Source organism: Marinobacter sp. ELB17 (assembly GCF_000169375.1).
Classification (GTDB): Bacteria; Pseudomonadota; Gammaproteobacteria; order Pseudomonadales; family Oleiphilaceae; genus Marinobacter.
The window spans coordinates 43,790-66,560 of sequence record NZ_AAXY01000016.1; the positions used below are offsets into that span (position 1 = coordinate 43,790).

Genomic DNA, 22,771 nt, shown 5'->3' on the forward strand with positions numbered 1-22,771 from the left:
CAACCACCCCGATCGAAACGTAAAAAAACGCCCCGCTCGAAATATAAAAGAGTCGTCTGACCAAAGGACTAAGGAAGATAAACAGTCCGTTCGAGTTGACCTCGAAACATATGAGAAGCGATGGGTCTCAAATTTACACGGCGCAACACAAAAAGTAGCTCGTAATATGCGGCGTAAGTAACCTTTTTTTGGCCGGTCTCAGGAGAAAACTCCGTGTTCGAGCCGACCGATTAGGTCTCGTACCTGCTGAATACCTTCCTTGGTTGCAATTAGGTCATTTGGTTTTCTGTGGCCCAGCCCACGGACGGGCGTCGAGAGCCAGTGTTCGGCGGCTTCCTGATCCCCTTCGAACAGCGCGACGGCCTCCGCAATAGCCTTTGTGCGTAGGATGTTCAGATCCATGTCGTTTTGGCTCATGGTGGGCTTCCCCTTGCGAAGGCGTGAGCCGGCAATGTCAGCGATGTGCTCGGTCAGTATTGCACATAGTGCTTTCGATACCGAGTTCGTATTGAGTTATCTTTTAGGGGCGAAAACTGGGATGCCTATACGAGAATTGTCATCGAGTTGGGGGTAGACTATAGACATAAGCTGAACACGTTGGATATGCTCAGATACTGCGATAAAGCTCAATCTATAATATGGAATTTTTGACCCTTCTTGTCAAAATTTTGAAAAAGTTAAGAAAATCTAGCTCACGAGCCAAAATTATTAAAGTTATACAATATAGTTAATTGAATTAACCAAATTATGGCGGACACTATGGTTGAGTACGCAAAAGATTGCGAGCTGGTGATCGGTCTTGCAAGTCCGGTGGGCGTCAATCATGACGATGTAGAAAGTAGGCTTAAAGATATTTTTGGACAGTTTAATTATCATGTTAACTATATTCATTTAAGCGAGCTTGTGGCTAAACACTTTGAAATGCGTCCGTGCAAAGATCTTAATGAAATTGAAAGACTTGATTGGGCGATGAAAACTGGAACTGAATTGCGGAATAGATATGATAGGGGTGATCTTTATGCCCTAATGGCTATGGATGAAATAAATTTAGAACGTACTTCTGAAAATCAAACAGTGTTGCCGAGAAAACGCACTGTTCATGTTATCCGATCATTAAAGCATGCTGAAGAAGTCAATACATTAAGACAAGTATACGGACAAGGATTTTTCTTGCTAGGAATATCCGCTAGCACGGAGAGCAAAAAGCATTATTTACGAGAATTAAAAGGAGTAGAAAGCGAGAGTGAGCTTGATAGGCTTATTCAGAGAGATGACAAAGAAAGTGATAAGCTCGGCCAACAAACAAGAAATGTATTCCAATTAGCAGATGCATTTGCAACAACAGATGACAACATCCGTTTATCGAAGCAAATAGGGAGAATTGTTGATTTAATATTTTCCCATCCTTATCAGCCACCTACAGAGGAAGAGTATGCCATGTTTATGGCATATGCCGCGTCGCTACGGTCCGCAGATTTGTCTAGACAAGTAGGGGCGGTGCTTACAAATAAAATGGGCGATATTGTTTCTACTGGCGCTAACGATGTTCCAAAGTTTGGGGGTGGCTTATATTGGCCGGGTGAAGATGATTGTAGAGACTATGTACGTAAATGTGATTCTAACGAAATGCAGCGAAATGAGATCATGGAAGATGTAATAAAGTCTATTGTCGGTAAAGATATTGGTGAAGACGAGGTTGAAGAATATAAGTTAAAGCTTTCAAAAACCAGAATCGGTGACCTTACCGAGTTCGGTAGAGCTGTTCATGCTGAAATGGATGCATTGTTACAAGCATCCAGAAATGGAATATCGATTAGGGATGCTAAATTGTATACCACAACTTTCCCCTGTCATAATTGTGCGAAGCATATTGTTGTAGCCGGGATAAAGGAAGTTGTTTACATTGAGCCATATCCAAAAAGTTTTGCGACTACACTGCATGATGATTCGATTAATAACTCGGAAAGCCCGGTCCTAAATAAAGTAAACTTTAGGCAGTTTGTTGGGATTGGGCCTAGAAAATTTATTGATTTGTTTTCAATGAATTTAGGTAATGGTAGGAAAATTAAAAGAAAAGATAAGGGCGCAATAGTTAGTTGGAGTAGAGGAGCAGCGGAATTAAGAATACCAATGTCACCGCTATCCTACTTAGAATCTGAAACAGATAATGTGAATCTATTCGCTAGATTAGTAAGGGGGCAGGAATGAGTGAAAATGAACTGATTAAAAAGAATCACCAAAGAGCTCAGGATATTGTGAATTCTTGGCCATCATGGAAGCGCGAGTTCTCAAAAGTCCATTGCTCTTCAAACGGAAAAGAAACGAACGATCAATTGGTTAAGGTAAAAAAACCGTAATAATAACAAGGACAGGGACGTCTGTTATTTTTTCGTAGTTGACTACTGGTAAGGTTTTTTGTGACTGAATAAAAACTTGATATACTGTCCGAAATTAGTAAATTACTACAATTACCGTAACTGCATGGTTATCATAATTTACTTAAAGCACGGATTTATCGATATCCAGGTTTAGCCGAAACAGGTTCTACGAAAGGGGGTTCACCCCCTCTTCAAAATCTTGCCTCTCCAATGGAGAAGCTAAAATATGACTAGATTCTGGGCAGTGAGGAAAGCTCACGTTGATTATTAATTGTCTTTTGGTCCGCACTGATCTTGTTTTGAGGCGTCTTCTAAATTGAAAGACCAATAACATAAACCGACCGAACTTGGTGGTCATATCTTGGGCAGCTTGATCGAGCCAATAGCCTTTGGACTTGCGCATCATGGAAGCCGCCGTCAGGACTCCAAATTTTCAATGAATTCTTTGCTAGGTGATCTCCGAGTCCTTCAATCTGATCATTAACGTCTTTCGTTTGACCTGACAATTGAGTCAATTTTTCGAAATCTCGATCATTTGTTAAAACCATGTTATCTATCGTCTTTAGAAGATGTCTAAATGAAGCGAAATGGCTCCGAGATTTCTGCAGCGTGTTCAAAAACTGATAGTCGATAGGAATCAGAGTTAGTTGATCTAGAACAGTATTCCAAGGATAACTGACGATGCCCTGTTTTCGATGCTGCGCACCCCTCAATTGTCGCCATCTTGAACCACTGTCAGTTACCAATACCGAGCCAGTGACCTGCGCAACAAACAATGACATCTCGTAATTCGGTGCCAATCTATACTGAATAAACTGTCCGCTTTTGACAGTGCCCACGCTTTGCAAAATCATCAGCGGTGAAGCTTCGGCATTGCTCTCCAATTCAGAAACCATCCCTGTTGCCTCCAAATTGGATAATCCGAACTGATCGATAAGCATCTGAATCTTCACTTCCGTGGGCATCATTGCTGTCGAGTTCAATATGTCCTCGGTCATTAAGCCGAACGCCAATTGCCTATCTTCCTCACACACAATATCTTCGCTCTTACCTCGCGCTCTCGCCATTTCCATGAACGCGCCCATCAAATCGAGATCGAATTCACTTGGATCAGGTATTAGGTTTACCAAGCCGCGCTCAATAAATGGCTCAATTTCAAGCATAAAGAGAAAATCCTTTAGTGCCTGATATTTGTATGATCCTGGTGATTCTGTTGGGCTAAATTCTGGCCGAACGTTATTCGGGTTAGTTATTGGCATCTCTATCAAAAATTCATCGAATACCGATGCCATAGGCAGCGCATGTGTGCGAATGATTCGAACGTCTAGTGGTCCTGTATAAAGCCCCCGAAATTTGCCATCGGGTTTTGACAGGAGTGAGTAGATATCGGTCTGACGTGGCCATAATACTGAATAAAAGCCGTAAATCTTTGAGATCTGTTCTTCAGATAGCTCACGTCTGACATCTACCCAAGTTTTACCGCTGTCGAGTCTAAGAACACTGCGGATACAGTTGCAAAATGCTAGGTTTCGTTCTCGAATACTTAGTACGTTCCACGTGGCTCGCAGGTTTACAGGAACATTCCTGCAGCAATTCTTGTACTTTTTGGCACTACCACAGCCACAATGGTTATTGCGGCCAATTTTATTCTCATCAGTGTTTTTACTTAAAAATTCATTTTGTGGTGTTGTTCGACCAAACGCATCTTGATAGTGAACAGAACCATCTTCGGATCCGGCATAAATTTCGCCACCAAATCTGTATAGTTCCTCTGCTGGCGGCAGAAGAACCTGCTGGATATGAGACCAGTCGTAAGTTACATTTTTTTCAGGATAAAGCCATTCCTCTTTACCTGCAGCTATAGATGATTGGGCTCTGCTTTTGATGACGTGGTTAATCTGAGTGACTTCATCGGCCGTAAGCCTTCGAGTATTAATAAACTCGATGGTTTTGACCATGCTTTGGTGGAACCGGGTTGCGTTGGTTCGTTGCTCTAATGGATTAGCGTTGTCTGGGTCTTGAGCAAATTCAAGGTTTGTTAAAATCAGACAGCGATTCTTATCCAATGGAAATATTGTTTGTGAGCCCTTCAGGGAAATATCAGGGTCATTAGGATATTTGCATAATTCTGACTCTGGGGGGCAGGCGTAGTTGTAGACAGTGACAGGATGATCCGAAACAATAAATTTAACATCTGAGTCGTCGGCAGATACCAGCTCTCGGACCCCCTCAACCCATAGAGTACAGTGTATGGATCTAAGCGACTGCATCTCCATCATTAGTTGCAGCTGGCTTAGTTCCGGATATTTACTCTTAATCCAGTCCAGTCCTTTTGGTGATCGGAGTTTTTGTGCGTCTAAATAAATGAATAGATCCTGGAACGAACGATGCCATTGAGATTGGTCGTTGGTTAGAAATGCGCGAATGGCTTTTGAACCGCTGTCGTCGATAGGGCCGAAGAGCCTCTGTTCAATTTCATCGTTTAGGTTTTCGCCGAAGAATGTTGAGTAGAGGTCTTTTTCATAAAACCGTTGAGCGGCTGTCTGCCATTTCGTTGAAGGAGATTTCTTGATGCTGCCGTCTGGTAGCTCTATGTCTCGGTTTTTGAGATGGCAAAGCTGATTGCTTCGCTCATCCATAAACCCTTTCTGATACCACTGTGGTACGAAGTGATTGTCCCTTGTCTTATTCATAAGATCACGCACCAATCAATAGTTGCCGAACAAGCAGAGCCTAACAGAATACAAAGAACGTTGTGCAAAACGCCTAATTATGGAGCGTTAATTAACTTCTCCCGACGGGCCAAGTTAATTGTTGCACCATAGCCTAATCAAGTTGAATTAAGTGCCCGTTAAAAATGGAGGGATTACCGCATGACCTCTCAGTATCTATTGGACTACGCCGCCAGGGCCACAGCTTCCGGGCGACGTACGAGGATAAAGTAATGTCGAGATATGAGCCGTAACAGCTATTCAGGTTGGCGAGGAGCCTCATCACCAACGAACATTAAAATTGTTATAGCCATCATGAGATGGCTCCTGATTGTATTTAATCAAATTAGTCTGCAGATATCGTTTTTTCCAGCCTTCGGGGTATGGAGGTCCAGATCAAAAGGAACTGCAGGTTGCCACTCTCGGGATCAAGACGGGCGGGAAGTTATCGGATCAATCGGCACCGCCGCTCTCATTTCTGAACTTAGCCTCAGATTCGAGTATGAAGAGCTGGTTGAGCAACAAAAATTCCCTCAAATCGTCCGCTAAATGCTCTCGTTTCTCGTTATGCGCTCGATGGTTGCGGAAAGCTTGGAAAGCCGCAATGAATAGCTGCGCCCTTCCGAATTGCTCGGTTGCGTGCATACTGGGCCAATGCAGAGTAGAACCTTTCCCTTTATTAGAAAGGAAAGCCTCTGACATTAACTTCGAGTTGCTTTCCTCTGAGCCCCCCAGTCTAAGCCGTATCAGATCCTCTAAACGTCTGTAACCTTTAAGAATTACGTTGTCGGGTTCTGCCTCAAAGCGAACAGCTAGGTCAACAAGGCGAGGATCTAAAATTGAAAAAGGAACCGATGTTGGAAATAGGCGGGCTAATCTAGAATCATCCCGATCCCCCAGACCATATTGATGATATATATAGTCACGCCACCGCTGCGGGCGAAGTGGTCGGCTCGCCTCCAATACCTCCATATCCTTATTCGAAAGACACGATGCGTTCAGCCGGTCCATGATAGCCTGATCGACATAAAACTCGTCGATTTCTTCGCAATGACGATCAAGGAGGTACAGCGCGTCTGCTAGCCCTTTCGGCCCCTCACCGGGATAACCAGAACTGAATCCGGACTTCACAGCGATGACATCAGTTGCGCCCGTATGAAGTACGAAAGCATGATAGTTCTCTGCTGTTAGGACGTAAGCACGGCTTATACAGACACCAGCATGGACCAACTGAACTATGGCCTTTACGCAATAAGACGTAATACCCGGCTCACCCAGATACTCAATGCCGGCATAAGAATCTAAATTTCGGAACAAAACGCTACTCCACTAGCTAAGGAGCCAACGCAAAGCATTAGCTGCGAGGTGTTCTTGAAGGAAGATCTCCAGATTGGCTACGAATCGACACGAACGCAACCCAAGAAACAATCAGCTATCATGAGGGAACAAAACCTCAATTTACCCAAACGCAATTGATGCAGTCGATTAGGTGAATGTTGCTAAGCTGAAAGTGGCTAAACTATAAAGAGATAGATCAAATTTTGCCAAAAAATACGTAGGCCTAGTTGCCCAGGTCAGGGATATGCTTGCCGAATATGAGCGAAAGGTCAGGAAATACGCTTTTTCTAACTCTAGAGCTGCTCATGGTGAGTCGCCTGTTTAAGCGGAATAAAACTCGACCAGTTTTTAGAAGTATCAAACTCTATTGGCATTGAGCTGGTCAGAGTAATTAGTTAATGGGTTGTAAAATATCAAACTTTAGAATTTTTTGAGTCCGAAAATGCGCGAAAATAACGCATTTTTTATCAAACTTTAATGTCCGCTGACAATATCTTGTGGGATCATAATAAAGTTGGTAACTTTGTAATAAAGTTGGTAACTCACGAACGTTGTGGCAAAGTCAGGTCATTCTTTTCAGGAATCTAGGGAATGACCGATTACGTTAAGTTATCCCGCGCCGGACGGTTTGATGGGGTGAGTCAGGCAACCTGCCGGGGTGGCAGCTTTCGCGTGGAATGGGTGGCAGGCTTCGTCTGGAATCAGTGGCAACCTTGGCCTGGAATACGCACCTGGAACGGGCTTCAAAAAATGTGTCGCAGCTCGACTAAGGGCAAGTGGGTCGATTTAAGGGCGTGTAGCAACAAGCAACTGGGGAACTTTAAGAGAAAGTGAAGCCATTCTTTAACCCTCTTAACGAAAAAATCCGTTCATTTGCCAGTTCCCGATCAGGAATCGCAGATAACGATTTTATGGATGAACTATAGCCTAAATCCGTGATTTGGCACGGCTCAACTGGCTCCTCAACCCTGCAATTGGAAGAGTTCTGTGTCTGCACCAATAGTATTGGCGCAATCGATAATCTAAAAATATAATTTCTACGCTTTCGGCCTGGCTCAGCGGTGTGTAGCTTTGACCATAACAACAGTGTCCAGTGCATTTATCGTGACGAATTCCAGCATGAGCAGCTTGTGAAATTGGTGTCACGGGTGATGATTGCCAGTCAGCGACATTGGAACGTTGAGCAGTTTGAGGAATCTGTAGGAGACCAGAAACTGGGCTAGGTGTTGGCAACCGCTTCTTAGCGGAGAGTCGGCCCGGCGCGCACTAGGGTGGCTTGTGTCGGGTTCATCAGACCGTTTACTGAGATGTGCGTGGTTCCACGACGTTGCCGGACAGCATGTCTTGGAACCGACACGGGCGATGGAGCCCGTACCCCTGTGCAAAGTCCACCCCCATTTCTTTGAGCAACTCCAGGGTTTCGTTATTTTCAACGAACTCCGCTATGGTTTTTTTCTGCAAAGTTTTCCCGATGTCGTTTATCGCCCGAACCATAGCCAAATCTGTTTGGTCCGTCGCAATGTCCCGCACGAAAACACCATCGATCTTCAGGTAATCAACGGGAAGGCGACGAAGGTAACTGAAAGACGACAGCCCGGTTCCAAAATCGTCCAACGCGAAACTGCACTTTGAGTCACCCAGAAGTGCCATAAAATTCTGGGCATCAGCAAAGTTATGAATCGCGGCTGTTTCAGTCAGCTCAAAGCAGATCTTGCCACCCGAAAGTCCGTAATGCTGCAACCGTTCGATCACGAACTCAGCGAAATCAGGCTGATCAAATGAACGACCGGAAAGGTTGATATGGCACGCGTCCAACTCGTTCAGGTGCGCTGTATGCGCCGCAAGCTGCCGGAAGACTTCGTTAATCACCCAACGATCAATCTTGTGCGCGATACCAAACCGTTCTGCAGCTGGCAAGAAAGCACCGGGAGGAATGGTCTTGCCCTCCTTGTCTTTCAGCCGAACTAGGACTTCGTATCTCAGCCCTCTGCCACCTTTAACCGTTGGCGCTATTAACTGGGCGTCAAGAAAGAACCGGTTTTCCTGCAAAGCTACTTGGATTCGATTCAACCATTCCATCTCAATGCGTTGTTCTGAAATCTGTACGTCATCAACGACGGAGAGGTATACCCGGTTACGGCCTTGGTTCTTTGCCACGTAACAAGCGATATCCACAGCACGCAGCATCGTGCTGATATCTGCAACTCCGGTTGTTGAACGGAGCCGCTACGCGGCAAAGTTGCCAACCCTCCCAAAACTAAGTATTCCCTCTCTCACCCAATTAAGGGCTACAAACGAGAGGGTTTACCCATGAACGCTGCACAGCAAGCACACTACCATTCACTGTACACACAGCATGTTAATGCATTGCACCGGCAGGGAAAAGCCGCCACCACCATTGACGTTTATTCTCGAGCTGTTCGGCGTGTTACCGAGTTTTTTGACCGGTGCCCCGATACATTAACGCTCGACAATCTGAAAGAATACTTTACCGCGCTGGTCCACTCACACTCATGGAGCACCGTTAAGGTTGATCGTAACGGGCTCCAGTTCTTTTATAAACACGTACTCAATAAAACCTGGACCTGGGTCGATATCGTCAAGCCACCCCAAAAGAAAACCCTACCCGATATTCTCACCCAGGCTGAAATCGAGCGTGTCATTAACCATACCCGTGAGCTGCGCTACCAAACCTTTATTCTTGTCGCCTACAGCATGGGGTTGCGGCTTGGCGAAGCCTTGAACCTAAAAGTCGGCGATATCGATGGCCAGCGCATGAAGGTTCATGTGCGCTTGGGCAAAGGGCAAAAAGATCGGGTGGTCACGCTGCCCACCATCACACGAACCGCCCTGCGGTATTACTGGTCAACACACCGTCACCCACAGTTCCTGTTTCCCAGAGGCAGAACACCCGAAGAGAGAAAATTGGCGATTGCCGTCATGGATCGCAGCGGCTTACAGAAATCGTTTAAAGCCATACTCAAAAGCTGCAACATCCATAAAGACATTACGCCTCACAGCTTGCGCCACTGCTATGGCGCACACCTCACGGCCAGCAACCTTCACCTGCGCGCGATTCAATTCGAGATGGGCCATGCCTGCCCTAAAACAACGGCCATCTACACGCAGCTGACCGATGAGGTCCATCAGAACACCCAGTTGATCATTAACACGTTAATGGACCAACTCGAAGTCAAACTCGACGGGGCGGTTTAGCATGAACGTAAAGGAGCTCCTTCATCGCTACGGTGATCGCTTCAAAATCAAGCACGGCAAGTCGACCAGCAAAGACCAATGGTCGGCGCTGAACGCCATGTCAGGATGCCGCGAAGGTCAATACGGCGAGGTCGCCTTGGCGTGCAAGGCGTGCGACTGGTCCGGCCGTGTCTTCCAATCCTGCGGGCATCGCGCCTGTAACCAATGTCAAAACCATAGCGCCACGCAATGGCTGGAGCGACAGCAGAACAAATTACTGCCGGTCACGTATTTTATGGTGACCTTTACGCTGCCGTTTCAATTGCGGGCCTTGGCAAAAAAACATCAGGCCGATGTCTATTCACTGATGTTCAAGTGTGCCACCGACACGCTGAAACAATTTGCCCGCAATGATCGGCAGCTAGGTTGCGACATCGGCATGACCGGCGTGCTGCATACCCACTCTCGGCGATTAGACTATCACCCGCACATTCATTTTATTGTGCCCGCAGGGGGATTACTAAAAAGCCGCAAAGAGTGGCGAAAAAAACGGGGCAAGTATTTGTTCAAGGAAAAGAACCTCGCCACCGTGTTTCGCGCAAGGCTGTTGCAGGCACTCAAACAAAGTGGCCTGTGGTTACCGCGTGACATTCCCAAAGCATGGATTGTCGACTGTGAGCCTGTCGGAAGCGGATTGCCGGCACTGAAATATCTATCCCGCTATCTCTACCGTGGCGTGATCAGCAACAGCAATATCATGGCCGATGATGGTGACACTATCCGCTTCCGGTATGTCAACAGTACCACCGGAAAAACCAACATCAGACAGCTACCTGGCGAGGACTTTATTGCCTTGCTGCTTCAGCATACCCTGCCCAAAGGATTCAGACGGACGAGAGACTTTGGTTTTTTACACGGCAATGCCAAGAAAACACTGCGATGGGTGCAGTACCTGCTCAGAGTAAAGCTGCCCGCGCCAACGGCTAAAGCAAGACCGAGCTTTCTCTGCAGCTGCTGTGCTCAGCCATTATCGATTGTGGGATTTATTAGACCGAGGGTGAAGCCGCAACCGGGATAGCAGAGCGACAGCAACAACAGGTAGCAGCATCAAGCCATCCCAGCAGGAGACCAGAAACACCCATGACAATGACCTTATTTTTTTATCGTGATAGCCGCGAGGTTTAGGCTCGTCTCAAAGAAATAGCGGCGTTTTATAACGTCGCTATTTCCCTCAAGTTCATTTTAGATATTTGCTATATAGAGAGTGTCGAGGCCGGCCGGGCTCGTTCAACAACCGAATAAGTCGCGGCAAGCGCGACTTATCCTTATTCGTTATAGGTACAACACCAATACTGCAGCTCACACTATGGCTTCGGCCTTCCCACGTGAACACCATGTCCTCAAGCGCTGCACGAAGCTTTTCCGTAATGCCCGCCGCGGCGTCCATCGTAAGGTTGCGCAGAATGATGCCGAACTCGTCTCCGCCAAGTCGCGCCAGAACGTCACTCTCACGCAGTGAATGACGGGCTATAGCAGCGACTTGCCGCAGCAACTCATCGCCTGCCAGATGACCCGATGTGTCATTTACAATTTTGAATTGATCCAGATCGACGAAACACAAGGCATGGGCGCCGTGTTCTGTTTGCGCCTGACTCACCACATGCTTCAGGTGACGCTCGAACGCTCGACGATTTATCAGTCCGGTCAGCTCATCGTGATTCGCCTGATAGTTTAATTCCTTTGACATGCGATAGGATTCGGAAACATCTTCCAAAACAACGATATAGTTGGTCGTGCGGGTTTTTTGGTAGTGACCGATAGACACGGTCAGTCGTGCCCAGAGTGAGCCTCCGCTGGAATTCATCAGACGCTGCTGAAAAGTATAACTATTGGTGTTTCCAGACATCACTTCCTGTTGCTGTAGCCGACCGGACTCCCAATCTTCGGGATGCAACAGATCTTTGTAACGCATGACAAGTAATTGGGGTTTTGAATAACCCAAAATCTTGCTGAGAGTCTCGTTGACATCAAGCACATTGCCCTCGCTATTAATCTGAGCGATGCCAACGGCTGCCTGTTCGAATATAGCGCGAAAGTTCTGTGCGGAGCGTCGAACCGATCGTGTCAGGCGCGCACTGATTTGCCACGCCATAAATGCCAGAAACAGCAGGAAGATGATGCTTACAATAGACAATACGTCTGCTGCCCATCTGGCCGCATTGCCCATTGCCTCACGAAACTGCAACGAAAATATTTGCAGCCCATCGTTTGCTGCCGTCAGTTGTTGACGCAGTAATGCTATTTGAGTCAGATCAGGCTGCGCTACCGACCAGTTCATTTCCAGGGCATCACCAATTGCAACGAGTTCAAGCAGACCGGGGTCTGTTTGTTGCCATGCAACAATAGCCTTCTGGAAGGCATCGATGTCGGACAAATTGCGCACCAGCCAGATCATGCCATCCACATCATCCGGATGGTTCCTGCCACCGATCAGGCCTGCTCGGGCCGCCTCGGCATCCAATGATTCACCTTCCATAGCCAGACGTGCTTTGCGGTCAGAAAGCGGAATGGAAAGCCAGCTTCTGGCTTGCTCCAAATCCAGGGGATCACCGGAACGAGCGTACCGGTCTAAATAGATCACAGCGCTCAGCTGTGATCTGGACCAAATGCTTTCGCCACCCGTGTACGCCGCGACTGCGGCTTGTACCTGAACAATGGAAACTGCAAAACCGATGGCGATCAGAATCAGGGCAAAAAGTCCCACAAACATGCCGGCTATTTTTAATCGTGGAGGCTGCCGATACTGGCTATGTAGTCCTGTCATTTTCTTTCCCTGCTCATGGCCGGACGGCGCAAGGGTCGCTCAACAGGACCGCCGGATTTCTGATCTATTGAGTCAGAGCGAACTCTACTCATAAGGGTGGATACGATTTGAGTGTAGTCGACTGTTGATAGTATCAGAACGTGAAGGTCACACGGAGTCAATGATCAAGTAAAGCGAGTACTGGGGTTAACGACAGTTACATTGAATTTTGTAAGACAATGAGTTGTTGCAAAACAGAATGTGTAGTTATCAGTTTGAACGTCATGACCAGCGTGACAGGAGTGGATTAATACGTCAGGGTTACAGGAAAAGCATGGTCGTCATCAATGTCTAAACTTGCGCTAGCAGTCTAGCGGTGGGGACGCCTTTATTAATGACTTGGGCTGGCACCGGAGCCTGGATCAGGGTTTCGCACTGTTCGCAGGCCCTCTTGCCTCGGATACGGCGCTCCACCGTGAACTCGCCGGGGACGTAATCCAGTTTTTCGCTGATGTCTTCCCCCACCCGCTTAAGCTGGCAGCCGCAGCAACACTGGATGTTCTAAGGCTCGTGGCGGATCAGGCTGCGGGGAAGTTCAGGCGGTAGCGGTGCGCGTTTCGGCTGTTTTTTAGGTTGGGCAGGTGCTTTTATGGCCGTTAGCTGTGCCAGTTCGGCTTCGATGGCGGCAACGGACCGGCCAAGTTAATTGTCGCGCTGCATTTACGGTATTGAAAGTCAGAGATCAACGACATAGGCCGCCATCGCGGTGCGACTTTGTCAAAAAACACACAGTATCAAAAAATTATGATTGTAAACTTTAAAAATTATCAAACTTCACCTCCAAAAATGGCCAAAAATCTATATTTAAAGCGATTTTTTTATCAAACTTTAATGTCCGCTGACAATATCTGTACTCGCTTGGGTATTCGTCATCCTCAGGTTCGTGGCCTTCTGACCGTCGTTTCAACCGATCTTTTGATCGACCTGTTTTCGGGTAAGCAACTGGCGATTGCCGTCTAACCCTCATCAGAACTAGCAAAGTTAAGAGTTATCGAAAAACTCCCAATTGAAAAAACGTTCCGGGAAGCTCGCGGGGTCGAGTGAAGACTTCTCACACAGAGGGAAGTGCCGGCTGAAGCTTCACCCCCAAACCAAGGTGACACGGGTGTGCGCACAGCTCGATGACCAATATGGACCAGACCCCGGGGTGAATAATGCTTCTTAATCGAGTTTTCAGCGATCCTGATACAAATAGACGTTACAGAGTCGTTCTCGAGCACCTGAGCGACTTAATGCTGATAGATGTAGACAGCGAGAAAGCCAGCTCCTAATATCTAATGATAAGTAAAAGCTTTACATCAATCGTCAACTTCGCCGTTATCGGCGGAGGGGAATAGCACCAAATGCGTTAGCGCCGGACTACTATAAATGCGGAGCTGTTTCGCATGGTGCTCGATGGCTTTTATCTGACCAATGAAAAGGGGCAGTTAACAGCGGCGAAGGACAAAGCTGTTGGCCTTTTTAAAGCACGATATCCCACTGCCACAGAATCGGCAGTGCCCGCACTGAAGCAGTTTCGGTATTTCTTTCACACTAACGATCAGAATAGCGTAGTCGCGCGGGAGCGATCTGCGAGCGGTTCTTCAACACAATTCAGAGCCAGTTCCGGCCTTTCGTGGTTGTTGTCTATAACACCCAGCATGTTATGGAAGGCTATGACCTTGCCCGGGTGATGCAGGGTTCCCGCGATGATCATTTCCATTGTGGTGCTTTTCCTCAGCAGCTTGCGACAATACGCGGAACAGCCGCTCATCCGTTGCTTAAACTAGTTATAGCTGAGTCAACATAGCCCCTTATCACGACAAACGTGATTATGGTTGCGCTGCATGGTCAGTCACGTGCTCTCACACTGGTGAGCAACCTCATTTCGGAACAGGATTGGCTTTGCGGCTCTTTCAGAGGAGTAGCGATAGCGCTTCAGCGCAGCTGGTCAATCCTGCCAATAATAAAGAAGGCATCAACAGCTATGCTAGACCTCACAGGAAGACTGACTCATTTCGCTAATCCGAAGGCCGACACCAAGCTTGCCTATAGCCAGAGCCAAAAGGATGTGCTCTGCGTGGCGGCAAGTGGTGATGCGATTCGCGATATCAAAACTTGGCCAGGTTACGCGGTAACGCCTTTGTATTCATTCGAGTCTCTGGCGGCTGATGTCGATTTAGCGTGTATCTGGTATAAGGATGAATCCCGTCGCTTCGATTTGAAGAGCTTCAAGGCACTGGGTGGAGCCTACGCAGTGGCGCGTCAGTTGCAGTTGGCACTGGAGCAAAAAACGGGCACCCGTCCAGATATTGCTGATTTGCTAAAGGGTTGTTGGAAAACCGAAGTGGCGGAAATAGTGGTGAGTTGCGCGACAGATGGCAATCATGGCCGATCCGTGGCTTGGGGCGCGCAGATGTTTGGCTGCGGGTGTGTGATTTATGTCCATCGCGATGTAACTGAAGGCCGAAAGCAGGCAATGGAAGCATATGATGCAGAAGTCATCCGTATTAGCGGGAATTATGACGAATCTGTACGCCAAGCGGATGCAGATGCTAAGGCACATGGTCGCATTATCGTCTCTGATACGAGTTATGAAGGCTACATGGAAATTCCCAAGGATGTGGGTCTGGGCTATACCGTGATGCTGGCTGAGATCGTCGAGCAATTGGATGGAGAAATCCCAACCCACGTCTTTATTCAGGGCGGTGTTGGTGGTTTGGCAGCGGCCGTATTCGGTTATTTTTGGGATTTGTGGGGTGAAAAGCGCCCGCGCTTTGTCGTGGTTGAGCCTGAAAAAGCGAACTGCCTGCAACAAAGTGCCCGTGCAGGCGAGCCTGTAGTTGTGGAAGGGGATCTGGAAACGTTGATGGCTGGGCTGGCATGTGGCGAAGTCTCGCTACTTGCATGGAAAATTCTTGAAACCGGTGCCAATGATTTTATGACCCTGAGCGAGGATGCGATACCGTTGACGATGCGCATGCTGGCTAAGGGCTATCGTCACGACCAAGCCGTAGAGGCTGGCGAATCAGCGGTACCGGGACTAGCAGCGGCGATTCGCGCGCGTCAGAGCGGCGAATTTTCGGCGGCACTTGGGTTGGATCGTGATAGTACGGTCTTGGTGCTGGGTACTGAGGGTGCGACTGACCCCGAGCTATATCAACAGTTAGTTGGATGAGCCCCATTAGTCTTGAATAGGCGGCCTAGTGACCGCCTATTTTTACGCGTTTTCAAGCATGTGCTGTTTCTAGCGTGCGTTCTAATCCTTTTTTTCTTCTACCGGTACGGTTAAGCCGACCTTTACCGGGTCCATAACAACGTGCGTCTGGAAACTGCGCACGTTAGTATTTTCGAAAAATGCGTCGCTGGTGAATCGCTCATAATCTTCCATATCGAAGGCGGTCACTACGAGTATGAAATCAGCACTACCCGTCACGTAGTAACACTGCTGTACCTCCTCCCGTTTTTTCATTTCCTTCTTGAACAAATCCATTAGATCAGAACGTTCGCGCTCCAAGCTGACCTGTACGATCAACGTTACATTTCGGCCGAGCGCCTTAGCGTTCACACATGATACATCGGCGCTGATAATTTGCTGTTCACGCATTCGTTTGACTCGGCGCTGAACAGCAGCTGGTGATAAACCAACTTGTTCGGCTATCTGGTCAGAGGTGGTGCGGTTTGAACCTTGCATGATCCTGAGGATGTTGCGGTCAAAATTGTCGATTGAGCTCATGTTGGATGCCTGCATTGCTTGGGTCTGCGTAATAAGTGCTAGTGCGGCACGTGCTCTATGAATTCTGGTAAGTGAGAGGTGTGATGAAAACACATATATACGTGGATTTGCATATTTTCCTCATCCTCGGGTGCAAATTGTGTGAATTCCTGCAAATCAGTTGCGTAGCATTGTTGTAGCTAATCGGGCACTAGCATCAAAGCCATAAGCCCAATAGGGCGCGTGAGAATAAAATAATGAAAATAGAGACATTATCACCGCGTTATGCAATGGATCACTTGGCCCCACTAGGTCGGGTTGGCGTCATTACTCTTGCGACAGACTTCAATATTGAGCAGGACTTGCGGCGCATATACCCTAGTGGAGTAGAAATGTTCACCAGCCGGGTGCGCAATTATAACCCGCTAACAATCGAAAATCTGCGCATCATGGCGCCGGGTATAAGCGCTGCCGCTGATGCCATTCTGCCTGGCACATCGCTAGATGTTGTTATTTACGCGTGCACTTCCGGCACAGTAGCCATAGGCAGCGAGCGGGTAACAGAATTAGTTCATGCGGTCCGGCCGGGAGTAATCGTTACTAATCCTGTCACGGCGGCTTTCGCTGCGTTCACTGAACTAAATTCTAAGCGAATTTCGATCCTTACGCCCTACACCCAAGCCGTTAACGAGGACGTGATACGAGTGTTTTCGCGTTCTGACTGCGAGGTGCTCAACATCGCTGGCTTCGGATTTGAAGACGACACAGCCATGACCTTCATTAGCCCGCGAGACATTGAAGAAGCGGCGATCCAAGCCTGCGATCCTGATTCCGATTTGTTGTTTATCTCATGTACCGCGTTGCGTAGCGCCCAACTTGTTGAGCGTATCGAACGACAGCTGGGAAAACCTGTGATTACCAGTAATCAGTTATTGGCATGGCACAGCCTGCGTTTACTGCAGTACTCGAGTGCAGTGTCCGGCTACGGTCATTTACTGTCCTGTCATCTTTCCCCTACACCCGATTGCAATCATTTTGCGGCGCATACGCCGCCGTTGGAGGTCTCCTCATGATCAAATTTGACACCAATTTGATAACAGCCATGACCGAATGGCGACGTCATATTCACACCTTTCCCGAATGTGGTTTCGAGGTAAACCAGACGGCAGAGTTTATTGCAGAAAAACTGACCTCTTGGGGAATTGAAGTAGTGCGCGGCATTGGACAGGTTGGTCTCGTCGGGATCCTAAAAAACGGGGATGGCAAGGCGAGTGTCGGCCTGCGTGCTGACATGGACGCGCTTCAAATTAAGGAACAGAACACTTTCGACCACTGTTCGCGCCATCATGGCAAGATGCATGCCTGCGGGCACGACGGACATTCCGCAATGTTATTAGGTGCCGCCTGCTATCTGGCCCAGCACCGCAACTTTAATGGCACAGTCTATTTTATTTTTCAGCCAGATGAAGAGCACGGTTGCGGCGCTCAGGCGATGATCAATGATGGTTTGTTTGAGCGTTTCGACATTGATGCTGTTTATGGTCTGCACAATCTCCCAGGTCTACCGGCGGGTCACTTCCTGATTCGTTCCGGCTCACTGATGGCAAGTGAAAGCAGTTTTCAGATCCGGATCCAAGGAATCGGCGGTCACGCAGCTATGCCTCACACTGGCGTAGACCCAATTGTGGTCGGCTCACAGGTGATATTAGGATTACAAACTATTGTTTCTCGCAGTTTAAATGCCATCCGCGACACAGCGGTTGTATCTGCTACAGAGTTCATAACCAATGGAACCGTTAATGTCATCCCTTCTGAGGTTGTGATTAAAGGTGACTGTCGCTGCTTTACTGAAGACACGCTGGCACAAATTGAAAAACGTATGGAGCAAATCGTCGCCGGTATTTGTCAGGCGGCAGGAGCAAGCTACGAGTTTGAGTTCATCAATACCTTCTATCCCACTATTAATAGTGAATACGAGACGGGTCTTGCTGTAGCTGCGGCAACGCAGGCTCTGGGGGCTGAACAGGTGAATGCTAACTGTGAACCTTTCACGATTTCAGAAGATTTTTCAAGCATGTTAAGGGTTAAACCCGGTGCTTACGGGCTGTTGGGCAATGGAGTTGAATCAAGAGGAGGTTGTGCACTCCATAATCCAAAATACGATTTTAATGACGATATTTTGAAACATGGGGCGGCTTATTGGGTCACGCTGGTTGGTAATGTTCTCGAATAGATAGACTCAGTTGAACGTGGAAATTTTTCAAACCTGTAACATAAAAAATACAAAGGCGGTTATATGAAAAAGTTATTCGTACTCCTTGTCACTCTGGGTATTAGCCTAGGAAACGTTAGTGCCGTTCAGGCAGAAACCTGGAAGTTCGCTAGTGAAGAAGATAAAGGCGACGTTCAGGCAATATATGCTAAAAAGTTTGCTGATGTTATCAAACAGGAGTCAGACGGTGACATCAAAGTCAGAATTTATTACTACGGCCAGCTGGGCACTGAAAACGACATTGTCGAACTAGCCGCTAACGGCACAATTCAATTCGTCTCTGTTGGCACGGGCCATCTTGGCTCTTACGTGCCTGAGGTGCAGGCACTTAGCCTTCCGTATTTGTTAGGAACGGATGAACAGGTTATTCGCGAAGTACTGACGAGTAGTAAAACCATTTACGGAGATCTGTCGGAGAAGTTTGAGGATGTAAACTTGAAGCTGTTGTCCATGCTTTCAGAAGGTGAGATGGTTTGGGGCGCGAACAAGCCTATACGCAGCCCGGAAGATTTTGCTAACCACAAGATCCGTACTTTTACCTCAACTATCCCGGTAGAAACCTATAGAGTATTTGGTGCTACGCCAACGCCGCTTTCATGGGGCGAGGTATACGGATCCCTGCAATTAGGCACCATTGACGGCATGGTCAATCCTATGTACTTCATCTATAACGCCAAGTGGCATGAGGTGCAGACTCACCTTATCTTCCCGGGCCAGCAGCCTTATGTTGCTACCGTATCTACCAACAATGACTGGTTTAAAAGCCTCAGCGCCGAAAAGCAGTTGATGATTAAAAAAGCTGTCACAGAGGCTGAGCAAGCCGCGTTTGATTATCAGATTCGCATCAACCAAGAAAGTATGGATCGCATTCTCGAAGAACGCCCTTCGATGACCGTTGTGATGTTGAACGAAGAAGAGCGCAGTCGCTTCGAGGTGCTTGCAGAGAAGTTGCATGAAACTTACTACGACGTTGTTGAAAATGCTTACGAAGATAGCGACAAAGAAGCGGCTCGTGAAGGTGCTCGTAATATTCTGCAGAGGTTGTTTGAAGAAGTTGAAGAGGCCAAAAAATCCTAATGTATTAGAGGGGCATCATTAACCATTTATTCAACGAAGATAGCCACCAAAGGACTGGTGGTTTGGGGGTTAAGTAATGAAATACCTGCTTAGCAAAATCAGCTTTATTACCGAAAAGATTGAAAAATATGTCATCTGTTTTTCTATTGTTTTCATGATGCTGAATTCTACTGCCAACGCAATCGGTCGCTATTTTTTTAATCAGAGCATCTTCTTTGCTGAGGAACTCAATCAGTTTTTAATCGTGTCTGTTACGTTTATTGGATTCGCTTATGCCGTGCGTAAGGGGCGCAATATACGAATGACGGCCGTCTACGACGTTCTCAATCATTCAGCCAAAAAAATAATTTCGATATTGATCGCGGCTGTCACGGCGACACTTATGTTTTTTTTGGCTTACCTCGCTTTTAATTATGTTCTGGAGCTAAAGGAGATTAATCGCCTAAGCCCAGCGTTGCAGATTCCGGTTTATCTGATTTACTCGATCATTCCTCTGGGCCTTGCAATGGCGGGAATCCAGTATTTTATTAGTCTGATCATGAACCTCACACACAGCGATATTTACCTGTCCTATGAAATTATCGAAAGTAATATAGACCCAGAAGTGGGTGGGATATGAATTCGGCTGCCCAGTTTTTTGCGGATATCGTTGCGGGTACTCTGGACATATACGTCATTACATTCACGCTTGTGACTGTGATGGTGATTTTGCTGTTCATGAGTTTTCCGATGGTAGTGCCGCTGGCTGTCGCGGCTTTGATCGGCTTGGTTCATTTTTCTGCCACTGATCCTCAAGTGATTATTCAACAGATGGTGACTGGGATATCACCCAACGCGCTGATTGCTGTTCCCATGTTCATATTGGCGGCGGATATTATGACTCGTGGCCATACGGCACATAACCTGCTTGGCCTAGTTCAGTCTTTTGTAGGCCACATGCGCGGTGGTCTGCCGATTACTACCTGTATCAGTTGTACTCTGTTCGGTTCGGTGTCTGGCTCTACTCAGGCCACCGTGGTGTCAGTCGGCAAAATCATGCGGCCCAAATTGCTGCAGGCGGGGTATAAAGACAGTTTTGTTATGGCGTTGATTATTAATGCCAGTGATATTGCCTTCCTGATCCCGCCCAGCATTGGTCTAATCTTGTATGGTACCTTGGCTAATACGAGTGTGGGCGAGCTTTTCGTTGCAGGTATTGGTCCCGGTTTGCTGTTGGCGCTGATGTTTTCGGTTTATTGCTATTTTTACAGTATTAAGCATTCTGACGACATTGCTTTGGTGGAGAAAACGGATTGGGCAGAGAGGCTACTAGCGCTTAAGAAATCGATTTTACCGCTGGGTTTTCCCGTACTGATCGTCGGCGGTATCTACTCCGGTATTATGACGCCTACTGAGGCCGCTGCCTTTGCCGTACTGTATGCGGTGTTGGTTGAGTGTGTTATCTATCGCCAGCTTAAGATCAAAGACTTGATGGACTCCGCTTTGAGCACGGGCCTGATTACGGCAGTGGTGTTTATTTTGGTGGGAATCGGCCAATCTTTTCCTGGTATATCTCTTTCGAGCAGATTCCGCAGGAATTGCTGGCGCCTTTAAGTCTAGAGAATGCGTCTCCAGAGTTTGTGTTGTTTGTCATTGCACTAGCCTTCTTCGTTGGCTGTATGTTTGTTGACTCATTAGTCGTGTTGCTGATCTTGACGCCCATTTTTGTGCCAATAGTTGCAAGCGTGGGCCTAGATCCAGTGCTCGTTGGTGTTATGGTTACTTTGCAGATGGCAATTGGATCCGCTACTCCTCCTTTTGGTTGCGATATCTTTACTGCTATAGCAATTTTCAATCGGCCTTATATGGACGTAATTCGCGGCACGCTACCATTTATTCTCATTCTGTTTGCTATGACGGCAATACTAATTTTCTTCCCGGGCGTTGCCTTATCTTTGAGAGATTTGGCGTTCAACTAATATCACGGCTATGCGGGCCCGCTTTAGTGGTATCTGTAATTGTTTACCGTAGGCCATAGGCCAGAACAACGAGAGTAGCGAAAATGACTGATACTTTGATTGCACCATCACGCGGATTTGAGACTGTGGAGTTCAAAACTCGCACAGAGGCATTGCAGGCTCATATGGCTGAGCAGAATATCGACGTCGTGTTTTTTACCACGGAACCTGAATTCCGTTATTTTAGCGGTTTTAGGTCACAGTTCTGGGAGAGTCCGACCCGACCATGGTTTTTGGTGATCCCTGTGAGTGGCAAGCCGATCGCGGTCGTGCCGGAGATAGGTGCGGCCGGCCTGCGCCAAACTTGGATCGAGGATGTGCGCAGCTGGCCATCACCGCGGCCGGAGGATGACGGGATTTCGTTGTTGGCCGATACGCTGTCTTCGTGTGCCAAGGGTAGCGGCTGTATCGGGGCAATGATGGGGCCTGAAACCCATTTACGCATGCCCGCAGCAAACTTCGCGTTGCTGCAAGAGGAACTGAGGCAGCATTTTTGGGTGGACGTTTCGCTAATTATCCGGGCGTTACGCAGTGTTAAATCTGAAGCGGAAATCGCCAAAATTCGCTTTGCCTGCGAAGTAACGGCTGCAGGGTTTGATTTTCTGTTGGAGCATCTGCAACTGGGCATGACAGAGCGGGAAGCGTGCAAGGCAATGCACCTGGAAATGCTGCGGTTGGGCGCAGATGCGTGCCCATATTTGATTTCGGCTTCGGGACAGAGCGGGTATGACAACATCATCATGGGTCCAACAGATCGTAAACTAGGTAGCGGCGATGTGTTGATAATTGATACGGGCGCTAATTTTGACGGGTATTTCAGTGACTTCGATCGCAATTACGCCTTTGGTCATGTCGATGGGTTAACTGTTGATGCTTATGATGCAGTATATAACTCCACGGAGGCGGGCTTACGTATCGCTGCACCGGGAAGGACTACTGGCGAAGTCTGGCAGGCGATGTGGTCGGTGCTGGAGAAAGCTGGGGCTTTAGGTAATGATGTTGGCCGTATGGGTCATGGTTTGGGTATGCAGTTGACAGAGTGGCCCTCAAATGTGCCAAATGGTGATGTGGAATTGCAAGCCGGTATGATTCTCACATTGGAACCGGGTATGACCTATGCACCAGGAAAAATGATGGTGCATGAGGATAATATTCTGATAACTGAAAATGGTTGCGAGTTGTTGCACAAGCGGGCTTGGAGAAATTTGCCTATTATTGGTTGAATTCGTGGATTGGAGCGGTGACT

At 47.6% G+C, this 22,771-nt stretch carries 18 protein-coding genes and 2 pseudogenes; 12 read left to right on the forward strand and 8 right to left on the reverse strand.

The features are described from left to right. Window positions 1-198: 198 nt before the first annotated feature. Window positions 199-477, reverse strand: coding sequence for an antitoxin Xre/MbcA/ParS toxin-binding domain-containing protein (locus MELB17_RS15825; protein ID WP_319795889.1), 279 nt, complete (start codon window positions 475-477; stop codon window positions 199-201). A gap of 282 nt (window positions 478-759) precedes the next feature. Between MELB17_RS15825 and MELB17_RS15830 the strand changes: the two genes are divergently transcribed. Together MELB17_RS15830 and MELB17_RS25105 are read left to right on the forward strand one after the other, a co-directional pair. Beyond that, window positions 760-2,208: an anti-phage dCTP deaminase gene (locus tag MELB17_RS15830; protein ID WP_007351307.1), complete on the forward strand. Its 1,449-nt coding sequence runs from the start codon at window positions 760-762 to the stop codon at window positions 2,206-2,208. Next, window positions 2,205-2,357 (forward strand): hypothetical protein, encoded by a 153-nt coding sequence (locus MELB17_RS25105; protein ID WP_007351308.1) that lies wholly within the window; start codon window positions 2,205-2,207, stop codon window positions 2,355-2,357. The genes MELB17_RS15830 and MELB17_RS25105 overlap by 4 nt, the downstream gene beginning before the upstream one ends. Before the next feature lie 332 nt (window positions 2,358-2,689). Here the strand turns inward: MELB17_RS25105 and MELB17_RS15835 are convergent, their stop codons facing one another. From MELB17_RS15835 to MELB17_RS15850, 3 genes are all read right to left on the reverse strand, one after another. Continuing rightward, window positions 2,690-5,071, reverse strand: coding sequence for a DUF4238 domain-containing protein (locus tag MELB17_RS15835; protein WP_050774946.1), 2,382 nt, complete (start codon window positions 5,069-5,071; stop codon window positions 2,690-2,692). Between the two features lie 471 nt (window positions 5,072-5,542). Next, complete coding sequence (locus tag MELB17_RS15840; RefSeq protein WP_007351310.1) at window positions 5,543-6,406, reverse strand: TIGR02391 family protein; 864 nt, start codon at window positions 6,404-6,406, stop codon at window positions 5,543-5,545. 1,320 nt (window positions 6,407-7,726) lie between these two features. Continuing rightward, complete coding sequence (locus MELB17_RS15850) at window positions 7,727-8,584, reverse strand: EAL domain-containing protein (protein WP_227498937.1); 858 nt, start codon at window positions 8,582-8,584, stop codon at window positions 7,727-7,729. Between the two features lie 153 nt (window positions 8,585-8,737). Here MELB17_RS15850 and MELB17_RS15855 point away from each other — a divergent pair, with 153 nt between their 5' ends. Both MELB17_RS15855 and MELB17_RS15860 read left to right on the forward strand, forming a co-directional pair. Beyond that, window positions 8,738-9,643 carry a tyrosine-type recombinase/integrase gene (locus tag MELB17_RS15855; protein ID WP_007348111.1) on the forward strand — a complete coding sequence of 302 codons (906 nt, stop codon included), beginning with the start codon at window positions 8,738-8,740 and terminating at the stop codon, window positions 9,641-9,643. 1 nt (window position 9,644) lies between these two features. Beyond that, window positions 9,645-10,700, forward strand: a complete 1,056-nt coding sequence (locus tag MELB17_RS15860; RefSeq protein WP_007348110.1) for an IS91 family transposase — start codon at window positions 9,645-9,647, stop codon at window positions 10,698-10,700. Window positions 10,701-10,859: 159 nt separating this feature from the next. On the opposite strand, the gene MELB17_RS15865 is transcribed toward MELB17_RS15860, so the two are convergent. Both MELB17_RS15865 and MELB17_RS23935 read right to left on the reverse strand, forming a co-directional pair. Continuing rightward, window positions 10,860-12,446 carry a diguanylate cyclase domain-containing protein gene (locus tag MELB17_RS15865; protein ID WP_083796409.1) on the reverse strand — a complete coding sequence of 529 codons (1,587 nt, stop codon included), beginning with the start codon at window positions 12,444-12,446 and terminating at the stop codon, window positions 10,860-10,862. A 333-nt stretch (window positions 12,447-12,779) separates the two neighbouring features. Next, window positions 12,780-13,115: pseudogene (locus tag MELB17_RS23935) on the reverse strand (IS66 family transposase zinc-finger binding domain-containing protein); the annotation flags it as partial. An 84-nt stretch (window positions 13,116-13,199) separates the two neighbouring features. On the opposite strand from MELB17_RS23935, the gene MELB17_RS23300 reads away from it, so the two are divergent. Continuing rightward, window positions 13,200-13,445 (forward strand): hypothetical protein, encoded by a 246-nt coding sequence (locus MELB17_RS23300; RefSeq protein ID WP_050774947.1) that lies wholly within the window; start codon window positions 13,200-13,202, stop codon window positions 13,443-13,445. A 580-nt stretch (window positions 13,446-14,025) separates the two neighbouring features. Here the strand turns inward: MELB17_RS23300 and MELB17_RS25110 are convergent. Further along, a complete protein-coding gene (locus tag MELB17_RS25110) occupies window positions 14,026-14,187 on the reverse strand; it encodes a hypothetical protein (protein WP_007351317.1) in 162 nt (53 codons plus the stop codon). Window positions 14,188-14,451: 264 nt separating this feature from the next. Between MELB17_RS25110 and MELB17_RS15880 the strand changes: the two genes are divergently transcribed. Further along, window positions 14,452-15,642, forward strand: coding sequence for a diaminopropionate ammonia-lyase (locus tag MELB17_RS15880; RefSeq protein WP_007351318.1), 1,191 nt, complete (start codon window positions 14,452-14,454; stop codon window positions 15,640-15,642). An 81-nt stretch (window positions 15,643-15,723) separates the two neighbouring features. On the opposite strand, the gene MELB17_RS15885 is transcribed toward MELB17_RS15880, so the two are convergent. After that, a complete protein-coding gene (locus MELB17_RS15885) occupies window positions 15,724-16,200 on the reverse strand; it encodes an Lrp/AsnC family transcriptional regulator (protein ID WP_198136501.1) in 477 nt (158 codons plus the stop codon). Window positions 16,201-16,436: 236 nt separating this feature from the next. On the opposite strand from MELB17_RS15885, the gene MELB17_RS15890 reads away from it, so the two are divergent. The 6 genes and pseudogenes from MELB17_RS15890 to MELB17_RS15915 all read left to right on the forward strand — a co-directional run bounded on the left by MELB17_RS15890 (window position 16,437) and on the right by MELB17_RS15915 (window position 22,748). Further along, the gene (locus MELB17_RS15890; protein WP_050774948.1) at window positions 16,437-17,252 is read left to right on the forward strand and encodes an Asp/Glu racemase; all 816 of its coding nucleotides are present in this window, start codon (window positions 16,437-16,439) and stop codon (window positions 17,250-17,252) included. Next, a complete protein-coding gene (locus MELB17_RS15895; RefSeq protein ID WP_007351321.1) occupies window positions 17,249-18,412 on the forward strand; it encodes a M20 aminoacylase family protein in 1,164 nt (387 codons plus the stop codon). Before MELB17_RS15890 ends, MELB17_RS15895 begins: the two co-directional genes overlap by 4 nt. Before the next feature lie 63 nt (window positions 18,413-18,475). Further along, the gene (dctP, locus tag MELB17_RS15900; RefSeq protein ID WP_007351322.1) at window positions 18,476-19,528 is read left to right on the forward strand and encodes a TRAP transporter substrate-binding protein DctP; all 1,053 of its coding nucleotides are present in this window, start codon (window positions 18,476-18,478) and stop codon (window positions 19,526-19,528) included. A 76-nt stretch (window positions 19,529-19,604) separates the two neighbouring features. Beyond that, window positions 19,605-20,147: a TRAP transporter small permease gene (locus tag MELB17_RS15905; RefSeq protein ID WP_007351323.1), complete on the forward strand. Its 543-nt coding sequence runs from the start codon at window positions 19,605-19,607 to the stop codon at window positions 20,145-20,147. 110 nt (window positions 20,148-20,257) lie between these two features. Next, window positions 20,258-21,486, forward strand: a pseudogene (locus MELB17_RS15910) (TRAP transporter large permease). Window positions 21,487-21,569: 83 nt separating this feature from the next. Continuing rightward, window positions 21,570-22,748, forward strand: coding sequence for a M24 family metallopeptidase (locus MELB17_RS15915; protein ID WP_007351326.1), 1,179 nt, complete (start codon window positions 21,570-21,572; stop codon window positions 22,746-22,748). The last annotated feature ends 23 nt before the right edge of the window (window positions 22,749-22,771 follow it).